The organism is Aedoeadaptatus ivorii, assembly GCF_030815095.1.
GTDB classification, from domain to species: Bacteria; Bacillota; Clostridia; order Tissierellales; family Peptoniphilaceae; genus Aedoeadaptatus; species Aedoeadaptatus ivorii.
Window position 1 is genome coordinate 1 of record NZ_JAUSWF010000008.1, and the last position, 23,213, is coordinate 23,213.

Consider the following 23,213-nt stretch of genomic DNA (forward strand, 5'->3'; position numbering starts at 1 on the left):
AGGCCAAAACGCGTGACGTCCCCACTTGTTTCGGGCGACGATACACGTAATAGGTATCGTGAAAACAGCCGTCCCGCAATAGGGTACGGAGATCCATTCGACTCCGCTTCGCTCCGCTCAGGATGACAAGGAAGTATCACCGCCGAAAGGCATACCATCCTTTTTACACTTTCAACCATACTTTGTAAAATTTACATAACATTCTATGGTATGATATTTCAGTAAAGGCGTTTTTGCGCGCCTTACAATCGTTTGCAAGTTTACATATTACAAGGAGGTATTGTGAAAGCCAAAAATATCACCATGACCGGGCTTTTTGCGGCCCTGGTCTTTCTGTTCACCTTCACGTTTAAGGTTCCGGAAGGGGGCATGCTGGGCTATGCGCATTTGGGCGATATGTTTATCATCATCTCCGTATGGATGCTGGGCCGCAAATACGCCCCCTTTGCCGCGGGGATCGGCGCGGCGATCGCCGACATTGCATCGGGGTTTGCCGTATGGGCGCTCCCGACCTTTGTCATCAAATTCGTGTTCGCCGCTCTGATCGGTCTCGTCGCCGAGAAATACGGCGAGGGCCGCTTTCGGGGATTTCTCCTCGGCGGCCTGATCGGCGGCGTATTTCACGTCGCCGCATACAGTGTGGTTTGGGTCGTTGTAGGCGGCATAGCCACCGCGATCTCGGCGCTCTTGCCCCTTGCCATGCAGACGCTGATCGGCTATGTACTGGGCAATATTATGGTCAATCGCCTCGAGGCGTCGAAGATCGGCAATCGACTGAAGGAGATGGCACAAGGAGGATTGGAATGAAAAAGATCGATGCACACACCCACCTGGGCGATTTCGGCGGCTGGGCGAATGTCGCCTTTACCAAAGAAGTCCTGATCGAGCAAATGAAGACCTACGATATCGAAAAGACCTTTGTCACCGGCAGCTCTTTTCACGACAATGATCGGGTCGTGGACGCCTTTCAAAGTTATCCCGACGCCGTGGTGCCCTTTGTATGGGTAAACCCCTTGCTCGACGATGTGGATCAAAAGCTCGAGCGCTATATCGTCGACGAGGGCTTTATGGGCATTAAAATGCAGCCCCTATTCGACGCCTTTGTCGCCGACGATCCGGTGGTGGATCCGGTTATGGAATTTGCCAAAGCGCACGACGTGCCCGTCTTTATCCACTGCGGACACCCGCCGTTTTCGCTGCCCTGGAGCATTGCCCTTTTGGCGGAGCGGTATCCCGAAGTCGACGTCACTATGATCCATATGGGCCACGGCCACGGGGTGTATATCGAGGCGGCGCTGAATATGGCGCGCAGATACGACAATTTGTATCTCGAGATGAGCGGCATGCCCATGGGCGTAAAGATCAAAGAGGCGTACGAGACCGTCGGCAAGGACCGCATTCTCTTCGGGATCGACTCGCCCTTTCACCATCCCACTGTCGAGATTCAAAAGGTGCTGACCTGCGGGCTCGACGACGATGCCCTTCAGGATGTGTTTTACAACAACGCCAAGAAACTGCTCAAGCTATAAGCGCGGCCAAAAGAGATGTGTGGACACATCTCTTTTTTTGCGCAACAAAAAACCGCCCGAAGGCGGTCGGAAAGGATGACGATTTACAGGCCGCGGGGATTCAGGAAATTGTCGCGAATCCGCTCGGTGATCATCTTCAAGTGGCCTTTTTCCTGGCGTTCGATTTTCTCCAATTCTTCCGGCGCAAAGCGGGGCACGATCTCCCGGAGCTCGCGAACGATCTCTACGGTTTCGCGTTCTACCCGTTCGGCGAGTTCGAAGACTTCCATCTTATCGCGCAGTTTGGTGGCGCGTTCGTACAGATCTTCGGGCTTTGCCAAGAGACTGCGTTGTAGGCGCAGGCGGAAATAATCGTAGTCGTCTTCCTCTACGACCCAGCCGCCTTCGTCTTTTGCCTGTTGGGCGAGTTTCAAATACACGCCGTGGTGATAGTCTTCGTCTTCGGCGAGATTTTCGAAGAATTTGTCGCCGATCTTGGCGTTGTCCGCCACCTCGCGATATACGCGGGCGACCTCGGTTTCATTTTGTGCCAATAATTCGAGAATTGCGTGACCGTCTACTTTGTGACTCATAATACCTCCTGGTTCGCTTTTATTGATTCCATATACTTATACCCGTCTCGCCCAAAAATATTGGTGCGGACGAAAGATACGAACCCGCATTTTTTTTTAGATAAAGTTGTTGCAATCATTATGTAAAGTTGCTATAATACTTATTGTTGACGACGAGATGTAGCGCAGTTTGGTAGCGTACATGTCTGGGGGACATGGGGTCGCAGGTTCAAATCCTGTCATCTCGACCAACGCAAAACCGCCACGCGAAAGTGTGGCGGTTTTTTTTGTGTCTTTTTTCTCGCGCTTCCCATCCTATGTTTATCCCTTTCTATTGCGGGTAAATGATTCTTTAGTACACCCATGATTTCTACGATTCCGTAGCGATCGAAGCACAGTAAGAGTACCCGCTTCGAAAGGAGAAATCTATGGCGAACGCGAAAAAAGACGACAAGCGCACACAACTTGAAGCGCACTATACAGACGAAAAAGGCAAGTCCATGACCACCAATGAAGGGGTAAGGGTAGCACACGATACCGAGACCTTAAAGGCGGGGCAGCGCGGTCCGTCGCTGTTGCAGGACTTTCACCATCAGGAAAAAATGCAGCACTTCGACCGGGAGCGGATTCCCGAACGGGTGGTGCACGCCCGGGGCGTCGGCGCCCACGGTACCTTTACGGTCACCAACGATATGAGCGCCTATACCTCCGCCGACTTTTTGCGGGGTGAGGGCAAAGAGACGCCGGTATTTTTGCGGTTCTCTACGGTGCAGGGCTCGAAGGGCTCTGCCGATACGGTGCGCGACCCCCACGGGTTTGCGGTAAAGTTCTACACCCAAGAGGGGAATTTCGACATTCCGGGCCTCACCCATGCGGTGTTCTTTATTCAAGATGCGATCAAGTTTCCCGACCTGATCCATTCCGTTAAGCCCGAACCCAAAACCGAGATCCCCCAAGGGCAGTCCGCCCATACCAACTTCTGGGACTTCGTCGCCAACAATCCGGAGACGATTCACAATGTATTCTGGCAAATGAGCGACCGGGCGATTCCCCGTTCCATGCGAATGGTAGAAGGCTTCGGGATCCATACCTACCGCCTGGTCAACGACGAGGGCGTGGCGCATTTTATTCGCTTCCACTTTAAGCCCGAGCTGGGCGCCCACTCCCTGATCTGGGACGAAGCGCAAAAACTCCAAGGCCGGGACCCGGACTTCCACCGTCGGGATCTGATCGAGGCCATCGAAAAGGGCGACTATCCGCGTTGGACTTTCGGCGCACAGATTATCGAAGAGGACCAAGAGTTTATGTTCGACTTCGACATTTTGGACCCCACCAAACTGTGGCCCGAAGAGATCGTGCCGGTCACTGAATTCGGCGTATTGGAGCTCAATCGCAATGTAAAAAACTTCTTCGCCGAAACCGAGCAGGCGGCGTTCCACCCGGGCAACTTCGTGCCGGGGATCGAACCCTCTAACGACCCGCTTCTGCAGGGGCGGATCTTCTCTTATACCGACACGCAAATGCACCGCCTCGGCGGACCCAACTTCCAGCATTTGCCCATCAACCGGCCGTTGGTCGATGTGGCGAACAACCAGCGGGACGGGCAACACCAGATGAAGATCCACACCTCCGAGACCAACTACTCCCACAACTCGCTCTCGGACAACGATCCGAAGGCGGATGGCGGCTTTAAAGAACTCAGGCAGGCGGTGTCGGGCTTTAAGACCCGTTCCAAGCCGGCGAAATTCCTCGACTTCTACACCCAGGCGCGGTTGTACTTCCACTCTCTGTCCGATTGGGAGCGCGAGCACACTTTGGCGGGCTTTAAGTTCGAGCTGACCAAGGTTACCAAGCCCGAAGTGCGTCAACAAGTGGTCAATCTGCTGATGCGGGTCGACGAAGAGGCGGCGAAGGATGTGGGCGCGTACTTGGGACTTACGCCGGAAGATGCGAAAAACCCCCACGAAGACGACACCACCGGCGCCGATCCGGGCGAAGAATTGAAGTACGAGGGCAAGTCGGTGGACAAATCGCCCGCCCTGTCCCTCGCCAATCAGCCCAAAAAACCCGAAACGCTCAAAGTGGGCGTATTGATTCGGGAAGGATTTGACGAAAAAGAAGTCGCTCCCGTTCTAGACGCCATGGAAGCGGCGGGGATGTATGTAAACATCATCTCCGACAAACTCGGCACCCTCACCGTGGGCAAAAAAGAACACGAGATCAAAGAGACCTTTATCTCCACCGACACCGTGCTCTACGACGCCATCTACGTGGCGGGACTCGAGGGGCTGGATCCCAAATTCAAAGGCGAGATTCGCCAATTCGTCGAAGACGCCTACAAGTACTACAAGCCCCTGATCGTCGCCTCCGATTCCGAATCGTATCTCGACGAAGGGCGCAGGGGCGAACCCGGCGTGCTGATGCTCATGGAGGACGGCGCCGACAAAGTGGTCGACCTCGTCACCGAAATGCGGTACTGGGAACGCGACCTTACGAAATAAATAGTTGCGAATAAAAAAAGGACCCTAAGGGGCTCTTAATTAGGGATTTATTTCCTTGAAATTTAATCGGCATGAAGGCATTAACCTTTGTGCCGATTTTTATATGTCAATTTTCCCTATAAAGTTCCAATAAATCCAAATGGTTTGTTTCTTTAAATTTGTACCAGGAACTTTTTCTGATTGTTCTACATAAATCTTGTCTACAAAAGTTCTAATTATTTCTGGATCAAGTTCTTTAATATCCGTGTACTTCCTCACAAGCTTTAGGAATGATTCCACATTAAGTTCTTCTTTCTGCGATTTTGTAATAGTTTCTTCAAGTTCAGATATTCTTTTTTGAAGTGAAAGCTCTTCTTCATCATAGGCTTTTGCCATTTTTCAAATCTTTGGTTAGATATTTTACCTTCCAAGTTATCTTCATATAGGTTTTGAACGATAAAGTCGAGTTTCTCAATTCTATTTTTAGAATCTTCTAATTCCTTTTTCTGACTTCTTAATACTTGATTTAACTCGCTGGTTTTCTTCTTTAAAACTAAATCTACAAACTCGTCTTCGTGGTCTTTTGCAAAGGCTGTAACTTTTCTAATTTCCCTAAGAAGAATTTCTTCAACTTGAATGTTCTTAATTTGGTGGGAAGTACATTTGCCTTTTTGCTTTCTATAGGATGCACAAACGAAGTATTCTCTATCATGAGACCAGCCTTTACCTCTTACTTGATACAACTTTGCTCCACAGTCTGCACAGTAGAGCATACCAGATAGTGTAGGCATTTCTCCTAAGCTGTTACGAACTCGTCTTGTTTTTCTTATCCTTTTTACAATATCAAAGGTTTCTTCATCAATAATCGGCTTATGAACATTATCAAATATTGCCCATTCAGACCTTGGATTGTCTACACTTTTCTTAGTCTTGTAGGATTTTCTCTTTGTTCTAAAGTTTATGACCTTTCCTAGATATTCCTCTCTATCTAAAATAGTAGATATTGTAGCAGGATTCCAATTACATTCCTGTTCTGGAGTGTCAACAGGGAAATTGAGTCCTATAGACTTAAAGTGTTCAGCAGGAGTTGGAATTTTTCTACTCTTTAGTTCACTTGCTATTTGACTTGGACCAAAACCTTTAATACAAAGGTTAAAAATCAGTTTTACAGTTTCAGCTGCAACCTCATCAACTATCCACTTGTTTTTGTTTTCCTTATCCTTTAAATAACCATAAGGTGGATTAGTTGTTAGTGGTTTTCCACTTTGACCCTTAGCCTTAAAAACAGCCTTTATCTTTTTGCTTGTGTCCTTAGCGTAGAACTCGTTGAAGATATTAATAAAAGGTGTAAGGTCATTTTCTACTTGGTTATTTGAATCCACACCATTATTTATGGCAATGAATCGTATATCATTATCTGGGAATAAGACTTCTGTGTAAAATCCCACCTTTAGATAATCCCTGCCAAGTCTACTCATATCTTTTACAATAATATTTTCAACTTTTCCATCCTCAATTAAGGCATTTAGTTTATTCCAAGAGGGTCTATCAAAGTTTGTTCCTGAATAACCATCATCTACAAAGAACTCTATGTTTTTAAATCCCATATCCAGAGCATATTTTTCTAATATGTCCTTTTGATTTCTTATTGAGTTACTTTCGCCTTGAAGTTCATCATCTCTTGAAAGCCTACAGTATAATGCTGTAATCTTTTCATTAGCTGAAAAGTAAGAAGACTGTCTATTTAATTGTTCCATATTTTCCTCCTTTCGGACAGCCTTCAAGTGGCAATTACATATTCCCGTACTTTTCAGACTATATCAAGTTAATTAAGCTGATAAATCGGATCTATTCAAAGTATCCACATTGTTTAATATGAGCTTTCTTATGATTTGTTCGACACTCTTTTTTGCATTTTCACTTTTCATAGAATGAACTGTAAAGATTGTGCCAGATACTTCAATATTCTCAGACTTTTTAATCTCATTCTTTTTAGTTTCTACCATAGGCATTATCCTTCAATGGCTAAAGTAAGGACTGAATCCTTATCTATTAGCTTGGCATCTAAATATTCTCGCATGATGAAGCCTTGGTGTTGTTTAAGAATAAACATCTCAGATAATCTTTTTATTGTTGGATTTTGTCTTTCAATAATCCAATAATTTGAAAAGTCACCGAAAGCTACTGGTTTTTTACCTGCATCGATATCTGGCATATAGTTTGAGATTAGAATTTCTTTTCCCATGAAAGTACCATCATATTGATTCCAAAAGAAGTTACCTTGACCATCTTTTAAGTTTTGAAGATAAAGAGCAGTTTTATCATTCATTATCCATTTTGCATTTTCTCTGTAATCACTATCTAAAGAGAAGAATAATTTTTTCAAGTCATCAAGCTTTAGTTCTTGTAATTAGAAAACCCCTGGTTGGACCAGGGGTTCAATTTAGCTTTAGCGATGAAAAACAAATATAAAAAAGACCTCCATGTTAAAATAAATTTGTGGTTTACCAGAACACAAAATAACAGGAGGTTTTTTTATGAGTTTAACTCATACACACAGTCTATCACACACAAAATGGAATTGTAAATATCATGTAGTATTTGCTCCGAAATATAGAAGAAAAGTATTTTATGGGAGCAAAAGATTAGAAATAGGAGCAATATTAAGAGAGCTATGTAGTTGGAAAGAAGTAAATATAATAGAAGCAGAAGTATGCCCAGATCATGTTCATATGTTATTAAGTGAGATACCAGCTTCCGTTGGGGTAGTGGGACAGGCTGCCTAACCTTTTTTCCAAAAGCTGGCCCTGGTAGTCGATAATGACTAGGTTTTCATAGTACTTGTAGTCAATGGTGATGTCATCCTTCACGACCCCTTCTTCCACCCATTCATTTAAATAAATCTTATCGTCGTCAATGTAAAGGACAGATTGAGAGTCCTTAAGATGAATTTTGAAGGCCTTGGGATAGTAGGCGGTGAAGTCGCCCTTGCAACTTCCAATGTGGAGGTCATCCCCCTCGTAGAGGCCTAAGTTATAGAGGTCCAGGTCTTGAAGGGGAAGGTCACAGACAAAATCCCCAGGTTCCCCAGGAAGATAGGTGATTAAAGTGAGCTTATCTTTTTTAAAATCGGCCTTTAAGAAATAAAATTTTCCATCTTTAAACTTTGGAGGACTGAAGGTCACATTCTTTTCCAGGTCAAAGGGCCGATAGACTTGGCCAGTGGCAAGGTCATAAAAGTGGAGGACAGCCCCTGGGTAAAACCCCCTCTTGTCTATCCAGCTTGGGATTTCATAAAAATCTTCAAAATCTGACAGACTGTAGTAAAACCGGTCTTGGCCCGGGATGAGTTCAGGGCAAAGCCCCTTGACCTCCTGAAAAGCTCTTATTTCCATCTTATTTCCTCTACTTGACCAAGCTTTCCCATTCTTCCTCTTTAAAGCCGACCAAGACCTGGTCTTCAGTAATCAAGAGGGGTCGCTTGACCAGCATCCCATCCGTGGCCAAAAGTTCAAGCTGGTCCTCCTCGCTCATGTCCGCCAGCTTGTCCTTGAGTCCGAGCTCACGGTAGCGGATGCCTGAAGTGTTAAAAAACCGCTTCAAAGGATAGTCACTTCTCTCATACCAGGCCTTCAGCTCTTCAAAACTGGGCCGGTCCTTGACAATGTCTCGGGCTTCATAAGCCAGCCCCTGGTCGTCTAACCATTTCTTTGCCTTTTTACATGTGGAACACTTTGGATATTCGATAAATAACATCATATCCTCCTTTCAAATTTAAAAGATAGATACCCAATTTCAAATAAAAATAGATGGACCTTGAGAATTTTATAAATTCACTGGACTACTCTACAGGATAAGTGTATAATCAGGTAATAACAAAATATACCAGAAAGGAGTCGATAATGACTAGAAAAAGAACATTATTTATCATGCTTTTACTGACGTTGATCTTTGTCTTGGTCTCTATAGACTCCAAAGTCTATGCGGAAGAAGTTCCCATGACCGAGACAAAAGTGACAGAGATAAGGGAAGTAAAAGCCGAAAAGGAAGTTATTGCGACGGTGAACGAAAAGCTCCCTACCGTGTCCACGAAGGATTCCCCAGCGGAAAGTGAACATTCTCCTAGTGAAGAAGCTAGTGAGTCAGAAGCTCTGACCACCCAAAAACCTGAGCTTGAAGCGGTTGATGACGGCCAAAGTGAGCGTCCCTCAACTAACCAAGACACTCAGGAAGAGAAGGGTCAGGAATCGACATATCAAACAAGCGAAAAAGCTGAAAAAGCTCAAGCAACTGACGAAGTTGATGAAGCTGAAAAAGCGGATGAACCGCCCCTACTTAATGAAGAAAAGCAGGAAGAAGACTCAGACGAGGAAGGCGTCCTGGCAGAGGTCCAAGACCAAATAGACCCATCTGAGGAAGGGAAAGATTCGGAGACGGTCCAAGTCACCGAACCTGTGGAGCCAGAAGCTGAAGAAGAGAATACCGAAGCTACAGAAGCAGATGAAAAAGAAGCTGCTGAAGCTGGCGAGATTCTAAAAGAAGGCGAAACTTTAGAAATCTCCGAACTGGCCAAAGAGCCTATGGCTTTTGGGGCAGGATCTGGAGAATCTCAAAAATCAGTTGAAGTTTCTACTTTTGACCAATTAAAAAAAGCGATTGAAGATGCTGACGGAAATCCAACCATCATCGTCATTACGAAAAGCTTTACTTTGACAGAAGCTTTAACGATTGGGAAAGACCAAGACATTACTTTAACTGCTAAGAATGAACGAAAGGAAGATGCATGGGAACCGATTAAAAGACCAGCTGATTACGCTGACCAAGGCGAGAAAAAGCAAAGAGAAATCATTGAAGAAGGTAGAAAACGTGGTGAAGAAGCTTTAGAAAAAGCTGATTTAGATAAAAACCCATTACCATCTGAAGATAAAGACATCATTATTCAAAGAGCAGAGGATTTTGTCAACGATACTTTGTTTAAAGTATTGGGAAAACTCACGCTTGGAACGGATGATTCCGCCGTCTATATCGACGGAAATGGAGATTCTGCACGTACAGCCTTTGAGAACAAAGGATCTGTCATTGACGTAAATGGCGAGCTAGTAATGAAAAACGCCGTCATTATGAATTCGTACAACAAACACGGTTATACCGGCCCGATCCGCGTCAACAAGGGTGGAACCTTCACCATGGAAGGCGGACGAATTTCCAAGAATACGTCCTACGAACAAATCGATTACGATTACGAGCGCCCCTATGCGGCCGGTGCAGTCTTCGTAAACCCAGGCGGAATGTTTACCATGACAAACGGTTTGATCGACAATAATGTCGGTGGCATGACAGGTGGCGTCTTCGCCGGAGATATGTGGGGCTCCAAAGAAGGGCCTGCCGTCGTCGAGATGAAGGGCGGCATCATCGCCAACAATCTTTCAGCCACTCGATTCCAAATGGGCGGAGGTCTCAACGGTTTTCCGGCATCTAAGGTCACTATCAACGACGGCATTATCGCCGGAAACAAATCTGCCGGCCCTGGTGGCGGCATCAGCATTTCTTCCCAGTACATTGGCAGCCCGAGCAATGTTTTAGGGGAAGAAAAAGCAACTGTTAACACCAACTACGAAAACTATATAAAAGAAAATAAAGCGGAAGCTTTTATTAATGGTGGCTTGATTTATAAAAACCAAGCAGGAACTTCCGGTGGCGGCGTCTACGTCGACTCCAACGATGTCAAATTTGGTAAGACCATAATTCTGGATAATAAAGCAGGCCAATTTGGTGGAGGGATTTATGTTTCTTTCCCGCCTATTACACAAAAACTGGAAAACATTCTAATTACTGAAAACCATGCGTATGGCGGATACACAGGTAGTATTATCGGCGGTAGCAATGGTGGCGGTCTGTGGAACTGTCCAACAGGCTTTGTCCATATTGGCGATGGCCATAGCGTCTATGTCTACAACAATGACTCAGGCAGCTATGGAAAAGATATTACTTTTTCTGAAAAAACTTGGTATTTCAACTTAAATGGAGTAAATATTAAAGACGAATTCTATTCCCATATTTCACCAGTAACCGAAGACAAAAATATTATCAAGTTTTTAGAAGATGGACCTGATAAAGAAGAGAGGCTCGGTATCCCCGAACGTCTTTCTTACCATAATCTTTACACTCACTTGAAGACTATTTATAGTCAAAAGCTTATTGAAGAAGCCTGGAGAAACTCCCAAACTTTTATTTTGGGGAACCAAGCCAATAATGGCGGAGGCGTCGGCTCCAATGCTAATATCACCACGCCGAAAGACGAAGGCGAATATGGCATTGAGGCCAATAAAAAATGGGACGATAGGATTGAAAAGCACAGAATCCCAAGAAATATCAAGGCAGATCTTTTTATTGTTCCTTTAGACAAGGACCCAAAATATGTAAAAGCTAATTACGGTAAGGATAACTCCCTTTTTAAATATGGCGAGATCACCCTAGGTGAGGACAACAATTGGCACAGTCGGTTTGACACCAATTACTATAACGGAGCGAATAAAGAGAAAATTCTGGAGAGACTTGGAATCAAAGATTTCTCCGACATCGGTTTGCCTGACGATGCTTATCAAATGGACAAGGGTCTACCTTTCACTGCTGAAGAGCTAGCGAAAAAAGGCTACAAATATTTGGTTATAGAGCAAGGTGACAGGTACTTTGTAGAGTATGATGAAGAAAAACCGACAAAGGATAAGATGGAAAAAGCCGGCGTTCTTGAAGTATTCAGAGAATATAACGACAAGTACGATAAGGGCATTGTTCGGGAAGATAAGGACTTATTCTTTTATCTTTATGACCCCGAAAAACAAACTCTAACTCGCCTTGGTCAAACAAAAATCCATGAAAATGAAGAGACACCAGGTGTTGGCAAGACGACTTTTGCCCACCCGCTTCTACTAAAGAAGGTTTCAGAATATAAGTATTATGGAGCCTACCGCAAGTTCACTGAATATGAAGGTTGGGACGATTATGAAGGTTATCACAATCGAGATAGGGGTTATGCTATTATTCTAACAGAAAATGAAGACGGCACATTGACCGTAGAAGTCCCTTATCTGTGGCTCGATGATTATTATTATGATGTAGGTTTTTCTGCACGTAAACTTGATAAAACTCAAGATTATGTTATAAAGGGAAATGAAACACATAGCTTTACTCTTACAAATTCTCCTTGGGGTCAATTAGATGTTGAAAAGTCTTGGAAAAACATTAAAGAGAAAGACCAACCGAAATCTATGGACTTCTATCTACTCTTAGAAGGTAAACGAGTGGTCGATAGTTTTGACGAAAAGGGAAAGCCGATTTATAAAAAACTTACCCTAAAGGCCGAAGATGAATGGAAAGGTAGCTTTAAAAAGCTCGATCCAAAGGCCCTAGCTGAAGGCAAATATTCCTTAGAAGAAGATTCAGATATTTTTGCACCTGAATGGATAAATAAAAAAGAAAAATTTATTGTTCGAATTGGTTATGCTGATGATTATCATGAGGAAGGTCAGGACGATAATGTAGTAACTACTACCGGGGGTCATTTTAAGTCCCATATTTATAAAAATGGGGATGGAACCTACAAGAATATAAAGTTGAACCTATTTCTAGACGGCGAGATAGTGGATACTCAAGAATTTACGTTTACTGTGGATTATATGCCCGATTATGATATAACCTACACTTATCTTAATAAGGATGTGGAGTTTAAAAAGATTGAAGTTGAAACTTTTGGTCAAGGTATTCCCGTTAAATATTATGATATTATAAGCGATGAACGAGGACTCAATGAACCGGGACTATTTGAATACAACTTCTATTTGAAGAAGGACGAAGGAGGAGCTTATGCACTCTACCTACCTCGTCTAGTTATTAATGGTGTACCATATGCAGATCTATTTATTGCTCGATCGGGAGAATATAACCCAACATATGAACGTTATGAAAGAACCACTGTTATCGATCCATTGCCTATCCCTATTGAAGATGATCAGAATTGGCAAATAAAGACTGAAAACCATTACGGTCCAACTCATGAAGTTGAGATTTTAAAACAATGGCTTGGTGGAGAAAATAAAATTCCTAACGAAATCACAGTTATTATTACTGATGAAAAAGGTGAGGTTAAGGAAATCCAACTTACTAAGGAAGGCAACTGGCAAGAGACCTTAGAAAACTTAAAGGGTACCCTTCGTAAGCATGGATACTCCATTAAGGAAGTGGAAGTTCCAGGCTTCACTGGCGACATTAAGACTGAAAAAGCTGGATTAAAAGTCATCGGCAAGGACAAGGACGGCAAAGAAATAACCCTTAACTATATGACCGATGAACTTAAAAAGCTTTTAGCTAAGGGAAATTATCGCTACGAAGTCTTTGAGCTTTCAGAAGAAGATCAATTAAAAGAGTTCAACTTAGACAATATTAATACCTTTATCAAAATCGAAAGACAAAAGGATGGACGTTATATTATCCGCTATGCTAAAGGTATTAGCTTAACAGAAATCTTCAAAGTAAATTTGAAGAACACCTATAGACCACCAGAAACCCCTCCAAGTCCTAAGACTCGTGACATCAAGGTGACCAAGCGTTGGGATCTTGCAACTGGTGAAAGACCGGTGGACCGTATTCTTGTTGAACTTTACCGAGATGGCCTAGCCACAGGTAAGAGACTGGAATTAAATGCAGACAATAACTGGACCGGTGAATTTACAGGTTTAGAAATTGCAAGTAAAGAAAACCCACTTAGGGAATATATATATAGCATTTTCGAAGTGGGAGAAAATGGCGGCCTCATTCAATTTGGAGACAAAAAGTTTGAAGTAACTTACTCTGGTGATATGAACAATGGCTTTATGATTACCAATAAAGAAAAGCCAGAAACACCGCCAGAAACTCCAGAGGAACCTCCAGAAACACCGCCAGAAACTCCAGAGGAACCTCCAGAAACACCAGAAGAACCGCCAGAAACTCCGGAAGTTCCACCGGAAACACCGGGACAACCTCCAAGACTGCCAGGAAAACCACCTACAGGATCACCTAAAACTTATGATCCGGGTATTGGTCTCTATCTGATGTCATCTGGTATGTCTGTTCTAGGACTCTATGCAGTCAACAAGAAAAAAGAAAATTAATCCAATAAAGAAATGGCTTTTTAGGTGCTCCTAATTAGGGATTTATTTCCTTGAAATTTAATCGGCATGAAGGTATTAACCTTTGTGCCGATTTTTATATGTCAATTTTCCCTATAAAGTTCCAAATTTTGTATATGATGATAAGGGAGTACCTACTGAAAAATCAGTTACAACTTTTTTAAATAAACTTGGTGGGATTGCTTATAATAAATCTTTATCTCCCATTAAACAGGAGGTTCTTAGAATAAAGAATAAATGTAAAAATACATTCAACTATTGGAATGACCATGCTAGTAATGCTATTCTTAATAACTATATTTTAGCACTGAAGTCTGCTAATGGAGTGATGAACAAATTCACTATGATTTAAATAATGAAGTCATAGGACTTGTTAACAATTCACGTAATTGGTCTGAATGGTCTTCTAGCTATTTTTGATGGATTACAGCAGAATTTCCAAACTATCTGCAAACAGATAAATGCTAGCTATGAACATAACCTTTATGATTGTACTGCCGTTATGATGAGAAGATTGTTAGAGGGGTTGCTAATTATGGTGTACCAAAATAATGATATAGAATCAGAAATAAAAAATAAAAATGACAGACCTTTAACTTTGGATAAAATAATTAAAAATGCTGAGAAAAACTCTAAATTATTATTGTCAACTAACACAAAAAATAATATGTATAAATTTAAAGAATTAGGAAATTATTCGGCTCATAAAATATGGTACAATACAACTAGAAAAGATATTGAGCCACTTATCTTTAGCTATAGAGTTATAATAGAAGAGCTGATTTACAAATCAGGATTAAAATAAGATATAGGCAAAAAGGCTATGAGCATTCATACTCATAGCCTTTTATCTTACCACTTAAAGACTTCCTAATTGAATTTTTCCTTAATCCCTAATTCAATGAGCCTTAGGGTCCTTTTTTTACATATGATCGATGGTAAAGAGCACCTGTGCCACTTGGCGCGGGTAAAGGGAGATTTGGGGGCGAAGTTGCCGTCGGCATCGCCTTTCAAAATGCCGGCCTTTGCCAGGGCATCGACGCTCTGTTTGGCCCAGGGGGCGATGCGGTCTGCGTCTTGAAAAGCGACGGATGCGCCTTGTGCCGGTTGCTTTTTGAGATATTGGATATAGGCTTCGACGATCTTCGCCATTTCTTCGCGGGTGACGGGGCGATCGGGGTCGAATTTGCGGTTGCCGATGCCCTGTACCAAGCCCGCCTGTGCCGCCCAGTGAATATAGGGGGCGTAGTAGCGGTCGCGCGCTACGTCGACGAAATCGCCGCCGGTGTACTCGGCGGTGCGGACCTTCGCCATGCGGCCGAGCACCGTGACGAACTCGCCGCGGGTGACGGCGTCGTTCGGGGCAAATACGGCCTTGTCCTTGCCGTTGAAGTAGCCTTTTTCCGCCACATAGGCGATGGCGGGGCGCGCCCAGTGGTTTTCTGCCACATCCGTGAAGGGGAAGGCGGGTGCCTTCGGCGTTTCGGGTTTGCGCGGGGATTGGGGTTTGAATTTGGGCGCAGATTTGCGATCGGCATCGCCTTTGGGGGCGGGTTTCTTTTCTTCGGGTTTTTTATTCGAATCGGGCATGGGTTTTTCGGGCTTTTTGTCGCCCTCGGGTGCCGGTTTCCACGGCGCGGGATTTTTCTCGCCGGGGGTTTTGGCATCCGGATTTTTTTCGGTCTCGGGAGCGCCGGGTTTTTGCGGCATTTTTCCGTCTTCCGGCGCCTTGGGGTCGGATTCGGGGGCATCGGGGGTCGGTGCCTGCGCGTCGGGTTTCTTTTCTTCGCCGGGCGCGGGTTTTTCGGGGCCTTGTCCCTTGCCGGGGACGACATTTTCCGGTTTCTTATCCTCCGGATCCTTGGGGTTACCCTCCGGCGATCGGATATATTTCTGCAGCTCCTTGACGCCGTTTTGCAATTCGCCGACGAGGCGATCTACCTCCGCCTTTCCGATGCGGGGTTCTCCCAGGGTTTTTTCTGTGGCGATAATGCTATTTTTAAGGGCGCCCTCAGCGGCCAAGGATTCCGGCGTGTCTACAAAACGATGCCCGTGGAGGAAGTCCCTCGCGGCTTGCATGGCTTGTTGCAAGACGTCGAGATTGGGTTTCTTTTCCTTTTTTGTCGCGAGGATCTCGAACTTTCCGAGGACCGGACGATTGTCGTGCATAATTCCATACTCGAGACGGCCGGCGACATCGTCGTATGTTTCCCCAACCATAAAGTCGAAGAGGGGCGTATCGAAGTCGTAGAGTTCCATCGCGCTCGGATCCGGCACCAGGAAGTATTCGCGGCCCGGATTCGGTTCGGCGGTGAGAAAAAACTGCATTTCCCCCGTACCGTCGGTGGTTTGACTGATGTAGTCGATACCGGGTATGCTGTTTAAGCGAATGTGGAACGTTAGATCGGGGATCGGCGCGCCCGTCTCTTTGTCTTTTGCCACGACGGTGAGGGGCGCCCGGTTTTTGACTTTGTCTTTGTCGAGCGCCGTAAATTCGAGGCGGGCTTCTTCGGGGTGTCCGATATGATTGTCGCCCAAAAAGTAGACCGAGCCTTTTTCGTCGGTACTGAAGTATTGTTCTCTTCGGATATATTCTAATTCGACATCTTGCACGGCGACGATGTAGTACGCCTTCGGCAGATCGACGGTAAAGGCGATCTCGCCGCGATTGTCCGTGCGCTCTTGGGTGATTCGCTTTCTCTCGGGGATCGCTTCTTGGTCTGTATTTTCTTCGATGACGAACAAAGCGACGTTCTTATCTTTTAAGGGCTTTCCGTCCTTTTCCAGTTTGGCGACGACCTTGTGAATTTCTTCGGCCGGAGATTGCCTTTGTGCGGCGACGAAGCGGGTCGGTTCCGTCCTGCCGATGAGACGACGCGCGCCGAGCTCGCGAAGATTCTCGTGACGATCAACGAAATGACCCGCGACGGCGGACTCGACGATCGGGATTTGTTGGCGGACTTTCCCCAAGGGGAAAAACTGGCACTGTTTTTGCGCCAAAGCCTGAGAGATACCTTCCCCAAAGAAAAGGCTTCACTGATCCAATGGATTTCTGCCACGCCGGTCAAAGTCTTTCAGGATCGGGGGCAAGTGATTGTCCTTGCCAATATCTTCTATAAGAACTATGAATTTACAGACGGGGTATTCCATAACACCTCCGGCGGAGCGATGCCCTTAGAGATTCACTTCGTTCCCGAAGGCGATACTTTCGCGATCCGCGATATGATCGAATCTGAGAACGGACAAAAATTATCCGACAGCGTCCGGAAAATGGCCCGGGGCGACGAAAAAGTATATGAAGCGTTGTTAGAATCGCAAGATCCGAAGATCGACGAAGAAACGGAAAAGGCAATTTTCATCGAGACCTTGGAAGCGGCGGGATTAAAGGACTATTGCCGCAAACTCGAAGAACTGCCGGGCTACGACGCCGATAAGATTCTGATTCTCAAGGACGTAAAAGACACCCCAGCAGGCAGTCTGGTTCTGGTAGACAAAGCGGAATACGAGAAAGAGAAGGCAAGAACCGAGAAGGATTGGCGCTATGTAAAGGGGATTCTCTATGATCCTGGCGCCGAATGGGCCTTTGACTATACCTATGATGATTTTCGCGAATAACAGATCATAAAAATGTCGCGATCCGCATTCGGATCGCGACATTTTTTTATAGCCAATCTTCGATTCTTTGTGCCATCGCATAGCCTTCTTCGTACATGGCGGCCATGGCGTCTTTGTTCAGGGTGAGGGTGCGCATATGGGCGGTACTTTTCGGCGCGAGGATGAGGATATCTTTTCCGTCTTCGGCGAGGATCTCGCGGAGAGAGCGGTTGTAGGTCTTTGCCCGATTCGCCATGGCGCGGGCGAGGCGGGGGTATTTTCTCCGAAGGCGCAGGGCGAAGTAAAGGTCCTTGCGCGCGCGGCGAAAGTAGTCTTTGGGGCGGGTGAGGATGACGACCACGCGCTCTATGCCGTCTTCGCGCGCCTTTTTGACGGGAATGGGATCGGATACGCCGCCGTCTACATAGGGGCGGCCGTCGATTTCCACCGGTCGATTGAGTACGGGTACGCAGGAGGAGGCGGCGATGATGCGGTAATTGTCGCGGGCAAGATCCGCCTCGGTAAAGTAAGCGGGGCGTCCCATTTCGGCCTCGGTGGCGGTACAGACGAATCGCTGGGAAGAGGCTTCGATGGCGTTATAATCCAGCGGGTTTTCGCCTCCGGAATTGGAGAGGGTGGCGTAGATATAACGCAGATTGATAAAATCGCCGCTCTCCCGAAAATGGGACCAGCCCATATACTCGTCTCGAAAGGCGTATTCCATATAAAAGGTGCGGCAACGGCCATGTTGTTTTGCCACATAGCTGATAAGATTTGCCGCCCCGGCAGATACGCCGGAGCAGTAATCGAATTGTATATTTTTGTCGAGGCAGCAATCCAAAACGCCGGCCCCGAAGATGCCTCGGGTACCGCCGCCCACGTCTATGATTCCGAGCATACAACCATATCCTTTCTGTTTCTTCTTATAATGATAACACTTTTCTGTGAAATGTAGGTTAAGAACAGACAAAGAAACAACGCCAACCGGGAGGCGGGGTATTGGTTTGTCGCAAACGCGTGAAAAGAGGGGCGCTCTGTTGTGCGGAAATTTCGCCGATAGAGCGTTGTCCCCCTGCGGGAAGTATGATACAATATTTGCGAAAAAGGGGGAATTTTACTCGATGATCTGCGGAGAAGCGCGATTTTTTGTATCAGTGCAAAAGAAAATGTCGTCCCGCAGCGCGGCTACGTTTTCCCCGACGACGAGTGTGATTGCTCCGGCCCAGTAGCCGGTTGGTAAAAGAGATACGGCTACCGTATCTCTTTCTTGCGTTTAGGAGGGTGCCATGCGCGATGTGCTTCGCGGCGGAATGATCGTCTTCCGTCCCGGAATGTCGGGAAAATCGGACGAGAGATACAAAAACACAAAGGCGGCGTCCCGTAGCGGGTTCGTCGCTCTGGGATCGGAAAGGATTCTGAACAAGCGATGAGCGGTGTAATCGGTATTTACAGTAACAATGCGGTGAGTCCGAGCCTATTTTACGGCTTAAATTCCCTGCAACACCGGGGACAGGAGTCCGCGGGCATGGCGGTCTTTAACGGGGAAGAGATCCTCAGAAAGCGCGCCATGGGCCTGGTGATCGACGGGTTCGACGAAGAGACGCTGGCGGAGCTGCCGGGCAATATCGGCATCGGGCACGTGCGCTATTCCAAAGCGGGCGGCGTACACGACTATAATATTCAGCCGGTGATGGGCTTTATCGGCGGCGAGACGATCGCCATCGCCCACGACGGCAATCTGGTCAACTACCAGCTTTTGCGCGCCCGTCTCGAAGAAGAGGGGATGATGTTTCAGACCACCAACGACACGGAGGTCATTCTGTACTTGATTACCCGCTACTACGACGGCGACATCGTGGAGGCAATTCGCCGCACGATGGATGTGATCGAGGGCGCCTATTCGGTGACGGCGCTGATGAAGGGACAGGTCGTCGCCTTCCGCGATCCCAGCGGGTTTCGCCCGCTGGTTTTGGGGCGCGACGGAGATGATGTGATCGTCGCCAGCGAAAATGCCCCCATCGAGATTATCGGCGGCGAGATGACGCGGAATGTAGAGGCTGGAGAGATTTTGGTGATCGACGAGACCGGAATCCACTCGTACCCCTACGAGGGCGAGAATCGCGCGCGCAACTGTATCTTCGAATACGTCTACTTTGCGCGAAACGACGCGAATCTCGACGACATCAACGCCTATACCTTCCGCCGGCGCTGCGGGGAAATCCTCTGGAAAGAGGCGCCCTGCGATGTGGATTTGGTGGTGCCGGTGCCGGACAGCGGCATTCCCTCGGCCATCGGCTACGCCCAGGCATCGGGGATTCCCTTCGGCGAAGGGTTGGTGAAGAACCGCTATATGGGCCGCACCTTTATCAAGCCCACCCAAAAAGAGCGGGAAATGGCGGTCAAATTGAAGCTGAACCCGTTGGTCGATGTGGTCCGCGGCAAGTCCATCGTCTTGTTGGACGACTCGATTGTGCGGGGCACCACCAGCCGCAATCTGATCCACCGGTTGCGCGAGGCGGGGGCGAAGGAAGTGCATATGCGCATCACCTCGCCGCCGGTAAAGTATTCCTGTTATTACGGGATCGATACGCCGAATCGGAAAAATCTGATCGCGGCGAACCAGACGATTCGCGAGATCGAAGAAAATATCGGGGCCGATTCCCTGGCCTTTATCTCTCTGGAGGGGCTGGCGAGCGCCGGCAAGAAAGAGATTTCCCGCTACTGCACGGCTTGTTTCGATGGGGATTATCCCGTCGATCCCACGGTGATTTAGGAGGAAGAGTATGAAACTGTCCTACAAAGACGCAGGCGTCGACATTTCCGAAGGAAATCGCGCCGTAGAATTGATGAAAAAATCCGTCGCTTCCACATACGACGAGAATGTATTGGGCGAAATCGGCCTGTTTTCCGGCGGATATGCCATTCCCGGCGCCAAGGCGATGGAAGAACCCGTGCTGTTGGGCGCCACCGATGGGGTGGGCACCAAGCTCCTCGTCGCCCAAATGATGGACGTCCACAATACGGTGGGGATCGATTTGGTGGCGATGAGCGTAAACGACCTGATCTGCCAGGGCGCGAAGCCTCTGTTCTTTTTGGATTACGTCGCCACCGGACGCGTCGATGCCGAAAAGATGCAGCAGATCGTAGAGGGCGTGGCAGAAGGCTGTCGCCAAGCGGGCTGTGCGCTGATCGGCGGTGAGACCGCCGAGATGCCGGGGCTTTATGAAGAAGACGAATACGATCTTGCGGGCTTTGCCGTGGGTCTTACCGACAAGGCGAAGATTATCGACGGGGCAAAGATACAAGCCGGCGACGTGGTGATCGGCCTCGCCTCTACGGGGCTGCACTCCAATGGCTACAGTTTGGCGCGCAAGCTCTTCTTCGACCACCTGGGCCTGGACGTCGACGGCGAAGCGGAAGGCCTTTCGACGACGGTGGGCGAGGCGCTCCTCGCCCCCACCAAGATTTACGTAAAGACCGTTCTGAAACTTGTGGAACAATTCGGCATTAAGGGCATTTCGAACATCACCGGCGGCGGCTTGGTGGAAAATGTACCGCGCATTCTGCCCGAGGATTTGGACTGTGTGGTACAAGCGGACAGCTGGGATAAGGGCGAACTATTCCGCTTTATCGAAAACACCGGCGCCGTAGAAGAAGCCGAACTCTATCGTTCCTTTAATATGGGAATCGGCATGGTGCTGATTGTCTCCGCAGACGAGGCCGATGCGGTGCTTCGCTGTGTACGAGAAGAGACCGACGATATCGCCTATGCCATCGGCGAAATTCAGCCGGGCAGCGGCATCGTGCTCCTGTAATCATGCGGGTTGCGGTATTGATCTCCGGCTCCGGCAGCAATCTGGAAGCACTGCTCGAAGCGGAGCGGGAAGGATTTTTTGAATCGGAGATCGCCCTGGTGGTCTCCAGTAAGCCCGACGCCTACGGTTTGGTGCGGGCGGAAACATACGGAAAGAAAACTTTTGTAACCGGCGATGGGGATCTGCTCGACGCTCTGGAAGCGGAAGGGATCGACTTTCTCGTCCTCGCCGGGTATCTGAAGATATTGGAAGCGGATCTCTTGGAACGCTACGAGGGGCGGATTCTCAATATCCACCCGTCGCTTTTGCCCAAATACGGCGGCAAGGGGATGTACGGCATGCGGGTGCACGAAGCGGTATTCGAAAACAACGAAAAAATCAGCGGCGCCACGGTGCACTATGTGAACGAAGACATCGACGGCGGCCGCATCCTGCTGCAGACCGCGGTGGACATTTCGCGCCTGCAATCTCCCGAGGAAATTCAACAGACGGTGCTCGTATTGGAACACCAGCTCTTAAAAATCGCCGTTCGATTGTGTGAGGAGGAAAGACTATGAAGTACGCACTCCTGTCCGTAACGGACAAGACCGACATTGCATCTTTTGCCCGGGGACTCGCAGAGGCGGGATTTACGATCCTGTCCACCGGCGGCACCCTCGCGGCGATTCGAGAAGCGGGGATCGAGGCCCTCGCCGTGGAGGACTACACCGGATTTCCCGAAATGCTCGGCGGCCGGGTAAAGACCTTACACCCTAAGGTGCACGGCGGGATTCTGTATAAGCGGGACGATGCGGAACACAAAGAGACGGTACGAGCCTCCGAAATCGGAGATATCGACCTGGTCTGCGTGAATCTCTATCCCTTCGAAGAAACCTACTTAAGCAAAAAAAGCGACGACGAACTGATCGAAAACATCGACATCGGCGGCCCGTCTATGGTGCGCTCCGCCGCCAAGAACCACAAAGACGTCTATATCGTCACCGATCCCGCGGACTACGAAAAAGTGCTCGAAGCGATCCGCACAGGCGGCGATCAGATGGCCCTCCGCCGCGAACTCGCTATGAAGGCGTTCAGCCTAACGGCGTATTACGATTCGATGATCGCCCGCTATTTTGCCGAAGCCACGAACTCCGAGGCGAAGACCTTTACCCTGGGGCTCAAAAAAGACGGCGATCTGCGCTATGGCGAAAACCCCCATCAAAAGGCGGCGGTCTATACCGACCCCATGACCGAAGGCTATTTTTCGCATCTGCAGCAGTTTCAGGGCAAGGAACTTTCCTATAACAATTTAAACGACCTAAACACGGCGGTCTCTCTCGCCGGCGAATTCGTCGAGGAAGAGGGCATCGTATGCGTGGGCTTAAAGCACGCCACCCCCTGCGGCGTGGCGCTCGCAGACAGCGCGCTCGATGCGTATAAGGGGATGTTCGAGGCGGACGACACCTCGATTTTCGGCGGCATCGTCGCCTTTGACGGCGTGGTAGATGCGGCCTGTGCCGAGGAGATGGTAAAGATCTTTTTGGAAGTGGTCGCGGCCAAGGACTTCACCCCCGAAGCGCTCGAAATCTTTACGAAAAAGAAGAATCTCCGCGTGCTCAAGGTGGATTACGAAGCCGGCGCGCCGGAGAAGGAACTGCGCCTCGCTTCGGGCAAGGTGTTGATTCAAGATACCGATACAGACGGCGAAGAGGGCTACGATGTGGTGACGGAAAAGGCGCCGACATCGGCGGAAAACATGGATCTGCTCTTCGGCATGAAGGTGGTCAAGTACGTCCGAAGCAATGCCGTGGTGTTGGTGAAGGACAAAAAGACATTGGGGATCGGCGGCGGTGAGACCAGCCGGATCTGGGCGCTGGAAAATATCTTCCACCACCATCCCGAACGCGACTTTGCCGGGGCGTCCTTGGCGAGCGATGCGTTTTTCCCCTTCGACGACTGCGTTAAGGCAGCGGCCGAAAAGGGCGTAAGCGCCGTCATTCAACCCGGCGGATCGATCCGCGACGAGGACTCTGTAAAGGCATGTAACGAGGCGGGGATGGCCATGGTGTTTACCGGCATCCGCCACTTCAGACATTAA

General features: G+C 47.8%; 18 protein-coding genes, 1 tRNA gene and 2 pseudogenes. 13 read left to right on the forward strand and 8 right to left on the reverse strand.

What is annotated here, in order from left to right; all coding sequences use genetic code 11:
• The first annotated feature begins 282 nt into the window (after positions 1-282).
• Positions 283-807, forward strand: a complete 525-nt coding sequence (locus tag QO008_RS06135) for an ECF transporter S component (RefSeq protein WP_126465948.1) — start codon at positions 283-285, stop codon at positions 805-807.
• Positions 804-1,529, forward strand: coding sequence for an amidohydrolase family protein (locus QO008_RS06140; protein WP_126465946.1), 726 nt, complete (start codon positions 804-806; stop codon positions 1,527-1,529). The genes QO008_RS06135 and QO008_RS06140 overlap by 4 nt, the downstream gene beginning before the upstream one ends.
• An 83-nt stretch (positions 1,530-1,612) precedes the next feature.
• Here the strand turns inward: QO008_RS06140 and QO008_RS06145 are convergent, their stop codons facing one another.
• The gene (locus QO008_RS06145) at positions 1,613-2,101 is read right to left on the reverse strand and encodes a ferritin family protein (RefSeq protein ID WP_307385165.1); all 489 of its coding nucleotides are present in this window, start codon (positions 2,099-2,101) and stop codon (positions 1,613-1,615) included.
• Between the two features lie 153 nt (positions 2,102-2,254).
• Between QO008_RS06145 and QO008_RS06150 the strand changes: the two genes are divergently transcribed.
• Positions 2,255-2,331 (forward strand) — tRNA-Pro (locus QO008_RS06150).
• A gap of 177 nt (positions 2,332-2,508) precedes the next feature.
• The gene (locus tag QO008_RS06155) at positions 2,509-4,581 is read left to right on the forward strand and encodes a catalase (protein ID WP_307385167.1); all 2,073 of its coding nucleotides are present in this window, start codon (positions 2,509-2,511) and stop codon (positions 4,579-4,581) included.
• A 99-nt stretch (positions 4,582-4,680) separates the two neighbouring features.
• Here the strand turns inward: QO008_RS06155 and QO008_RS06160 are convergent, their stop codons facing one another.
• From QO008_RS06160 to QO008_RS06170, 3 genes and pseudogenes are all read right to left on the reverse strand, one after another.
• Complete coding sequence (locus QO008_RS06160; protein WP_307385169.1) at positions 4,681-4,956, reverse strand: DUF4368 domain-containing protein; 276 nt, start codon at positions 4,954-4,956, stop codon at positions 4,681-4,683.
• Positions 4,845-6,317: a recombinase family protein gene (locus QO008_RS06165; protein WP_307385171.1), complete on the reverse strand. Its 1,473-nt coding sequence runs from the start codon at positions 6,315-6,317 to the stop codon at positions 4,845-4,847. Before QO008_RS06165 ends, QO008_RS06160 begins: the two co-directional genes overlap by 112 nt.
• A 254-nt stretch (positions 6,318-6,571) precedes the next feature.
• Positions 6,572-6,949 (reverse strand): annotated as a pseudogene (locus QO008_RS06170) (phage major capsid protein); the annotation flags it as partial.
• A gap of 148 nt (positions 6,950-7,097) precedes the next feature.
• On the opposite strand from QO008_RS06170, the pseudogene tnpA reads away from it, so the two are divergent.
• A pseudogene (gene tnpA, locus QO008_RS06175) lies at positions 7,098-7,328 on the forward strand (IS200/IS605 family transposase); the annotation flags it as partial.
• Here the strand turns inward: tnpA and QO008_RS06180 are convergent.
• Both QO008_RS06180 and QO008_RS06185 read right to left on the reverse strand, forming a co-directional pair.
• The gene (locus tag QO008_RS06180; RefSeq protein WP_307385172.1) at positions 7,299-7,955 is read right to left on the reverse strand and encodes a hypothetical protein; all 657 of its coding nucleotides are present in this window, start codon (positions 7,953-7,955) and stop codon (positions 7,299-7,301) included. The pseudogene tnpA and the gene QO008_RS06180 sit on opposite strands and share 30 nt — an antisense overlap.
• Before the next feature lie 10 nt (positions 7,956-7,965).
• Positions 7,966-8,316, reverse strand: a complete 351-nt coding sequence (locus tag QO008_RS06185; RefSeq protein WP_307385174.1) for an arsenate reductase family protein — start codon at positions 8,314-8,316, stop codon at positions 7,966-7,968.
• Positions 8,317-8,462: 146 nt separating this feature from the next.
• Here QO008_RS06185 and QO008_RS06190 point away from each other — a divergent pair, with 146 nt between their 5' ends.
• Both QO008_RS06190 and QO008_RS06195 read left to right on the forward strand, forming a co-directional pair.
• A complete protein-coding gene (locus QO008_RS06190; RefSeq protein WP_307385175.1) occupies positions 8,463-13,709 on the forward strand; it encodes a Cna B-type domain-containing protein in 5,247 nt (1,748 codons plus the stop codon).
• 388 nt (positions 13,710-14,097) lie between these two features.
• Positions 14,098-14,532 (forward strand): DUF4145 domain-containing protein, encoded by a 435-nt coding sequence (locus QO008_RS06195; protein WP_307385176.1) that lies wholly within the window; start codon positions 14,098-14,100, stop codon positions 14,530-14,532.
• A 65-nt stretch (positions 14,533-14,597) separates the two neighbouring features.
• Here QO008_RS06195 and QO008_RS06200 read toward each other — a convergent pair whose 3' ends face one another.
• Positions 14,598-16,472 carry an S-layer homology domain-containing protein gene (locus QO008_RS06200; RefSeq protein ID WP_307385178.1) on the reverse strand — a complete coding sequence of 625 codons (1,875 nt, stop codon included), beginning with the start codon at positions 16,470-16,472 and terminating at the stop codon, positions 14,598-14,600.
• A 57-nt stretch (positions 16,473-16,529) separates the two neighbouring features.
• On the opposite strand from QO008_RS06200, the gene QO008_RS06205 reads away from it, so the two are divergent.
• A complete protein-coding gene (locus QO008_RS06205; protein WP_307385180.1) occupies positions 16,530-17,342 on the forward strand; it encodes a hypothetical protein in 813 nt (270 codons plus the stop codon).
• Between the two features lie 46 nt (positions 17,343-17,388).
• Here the strand turns inward: QO008_RS06205 and QO008_RS06210 are convergent, their stop codons facing one another.
• A complete protein-coding gene (locus QO008_RS06210) occupies positions 17,389-18,219 on the reverse strand; it encodes a patatin-like phospholipase family protein (RefSeq protein ID WP_307385182.1) in 831 nt (276 codons plus the stop codon).
• A gap of 388 nt (positions 18,220-18,607) precedes the next feature.
• On the opposite strand from QO008_RS06210, the gene QO008_RS06215 reads away from it, so the two are divergent.
• From QO008_RS06215 to purH, 5 genes are read left to right on the forward strand one after another with little or no spacing between them, the layout of a single operon-like run.
• Complete coding sequence (locus tag QO008_RS06215) at positions 18,608-18,751, forward strand: hypothetical protein (RefSeq protein WP_307385184.1); 144 nt, start codon at positions 18,608-18,610, stop codon at positions 18,749-18,751.
• Positions 18,748-20,094, forward strand: a complete 1,347-nt coding sequence (gene purF / locus QO008_RS06220; RefSeq protein WP_307385186.1) for an amidophosphoribosyltransferase — start codon at positions 18,748-18,750, stop codon at positions 20,092-20,094. Before QO008_RS06215 ends, purF begins: the two co-directional genes overlap by 4 nt.
• A gap of 10 nt (positions 20,095-20,104) precedes the next feature.
• A complete protein-coding gene (purM, locus tag QO008_RS06225) occupies positions 20,105-21,136 on the forward strand; it encodes a phosphoribosylformylglycinamidine cyclo-ligase (protein ID WP_307385188.1) in 1,032 nt (343 codons plus the stop codon).
• Positions 21,137-21,138: 2 nt separating this feature from the next.
• Complete coding sequence (gene purN / locus QO008_RS06230) at positions 21,139-21,693, forward strand: phosphoribosylglycinamide formyltransferase (protein WP_126465922.1); 555 nt, start codon at positions 21,139-21,141, stop codon at positions 21,691-21,693.
• Positions 21,690-23,213 (forward strand): bifunctional phosphoribosylaminoimidazolecarboxamide formyltransferase/IMP cyclohydrolase, encoded by a 1,524-nt coding sequence (gene purH, locus QO008_RS06235; RefSeq protein ID WP_307385190.1) that lies wholly within the window; start codon positions 21,690-21,692, stop codon positions 23,211-23,213. Before purN ends, purH begins: the two co-directional genes overlap by 4 nt.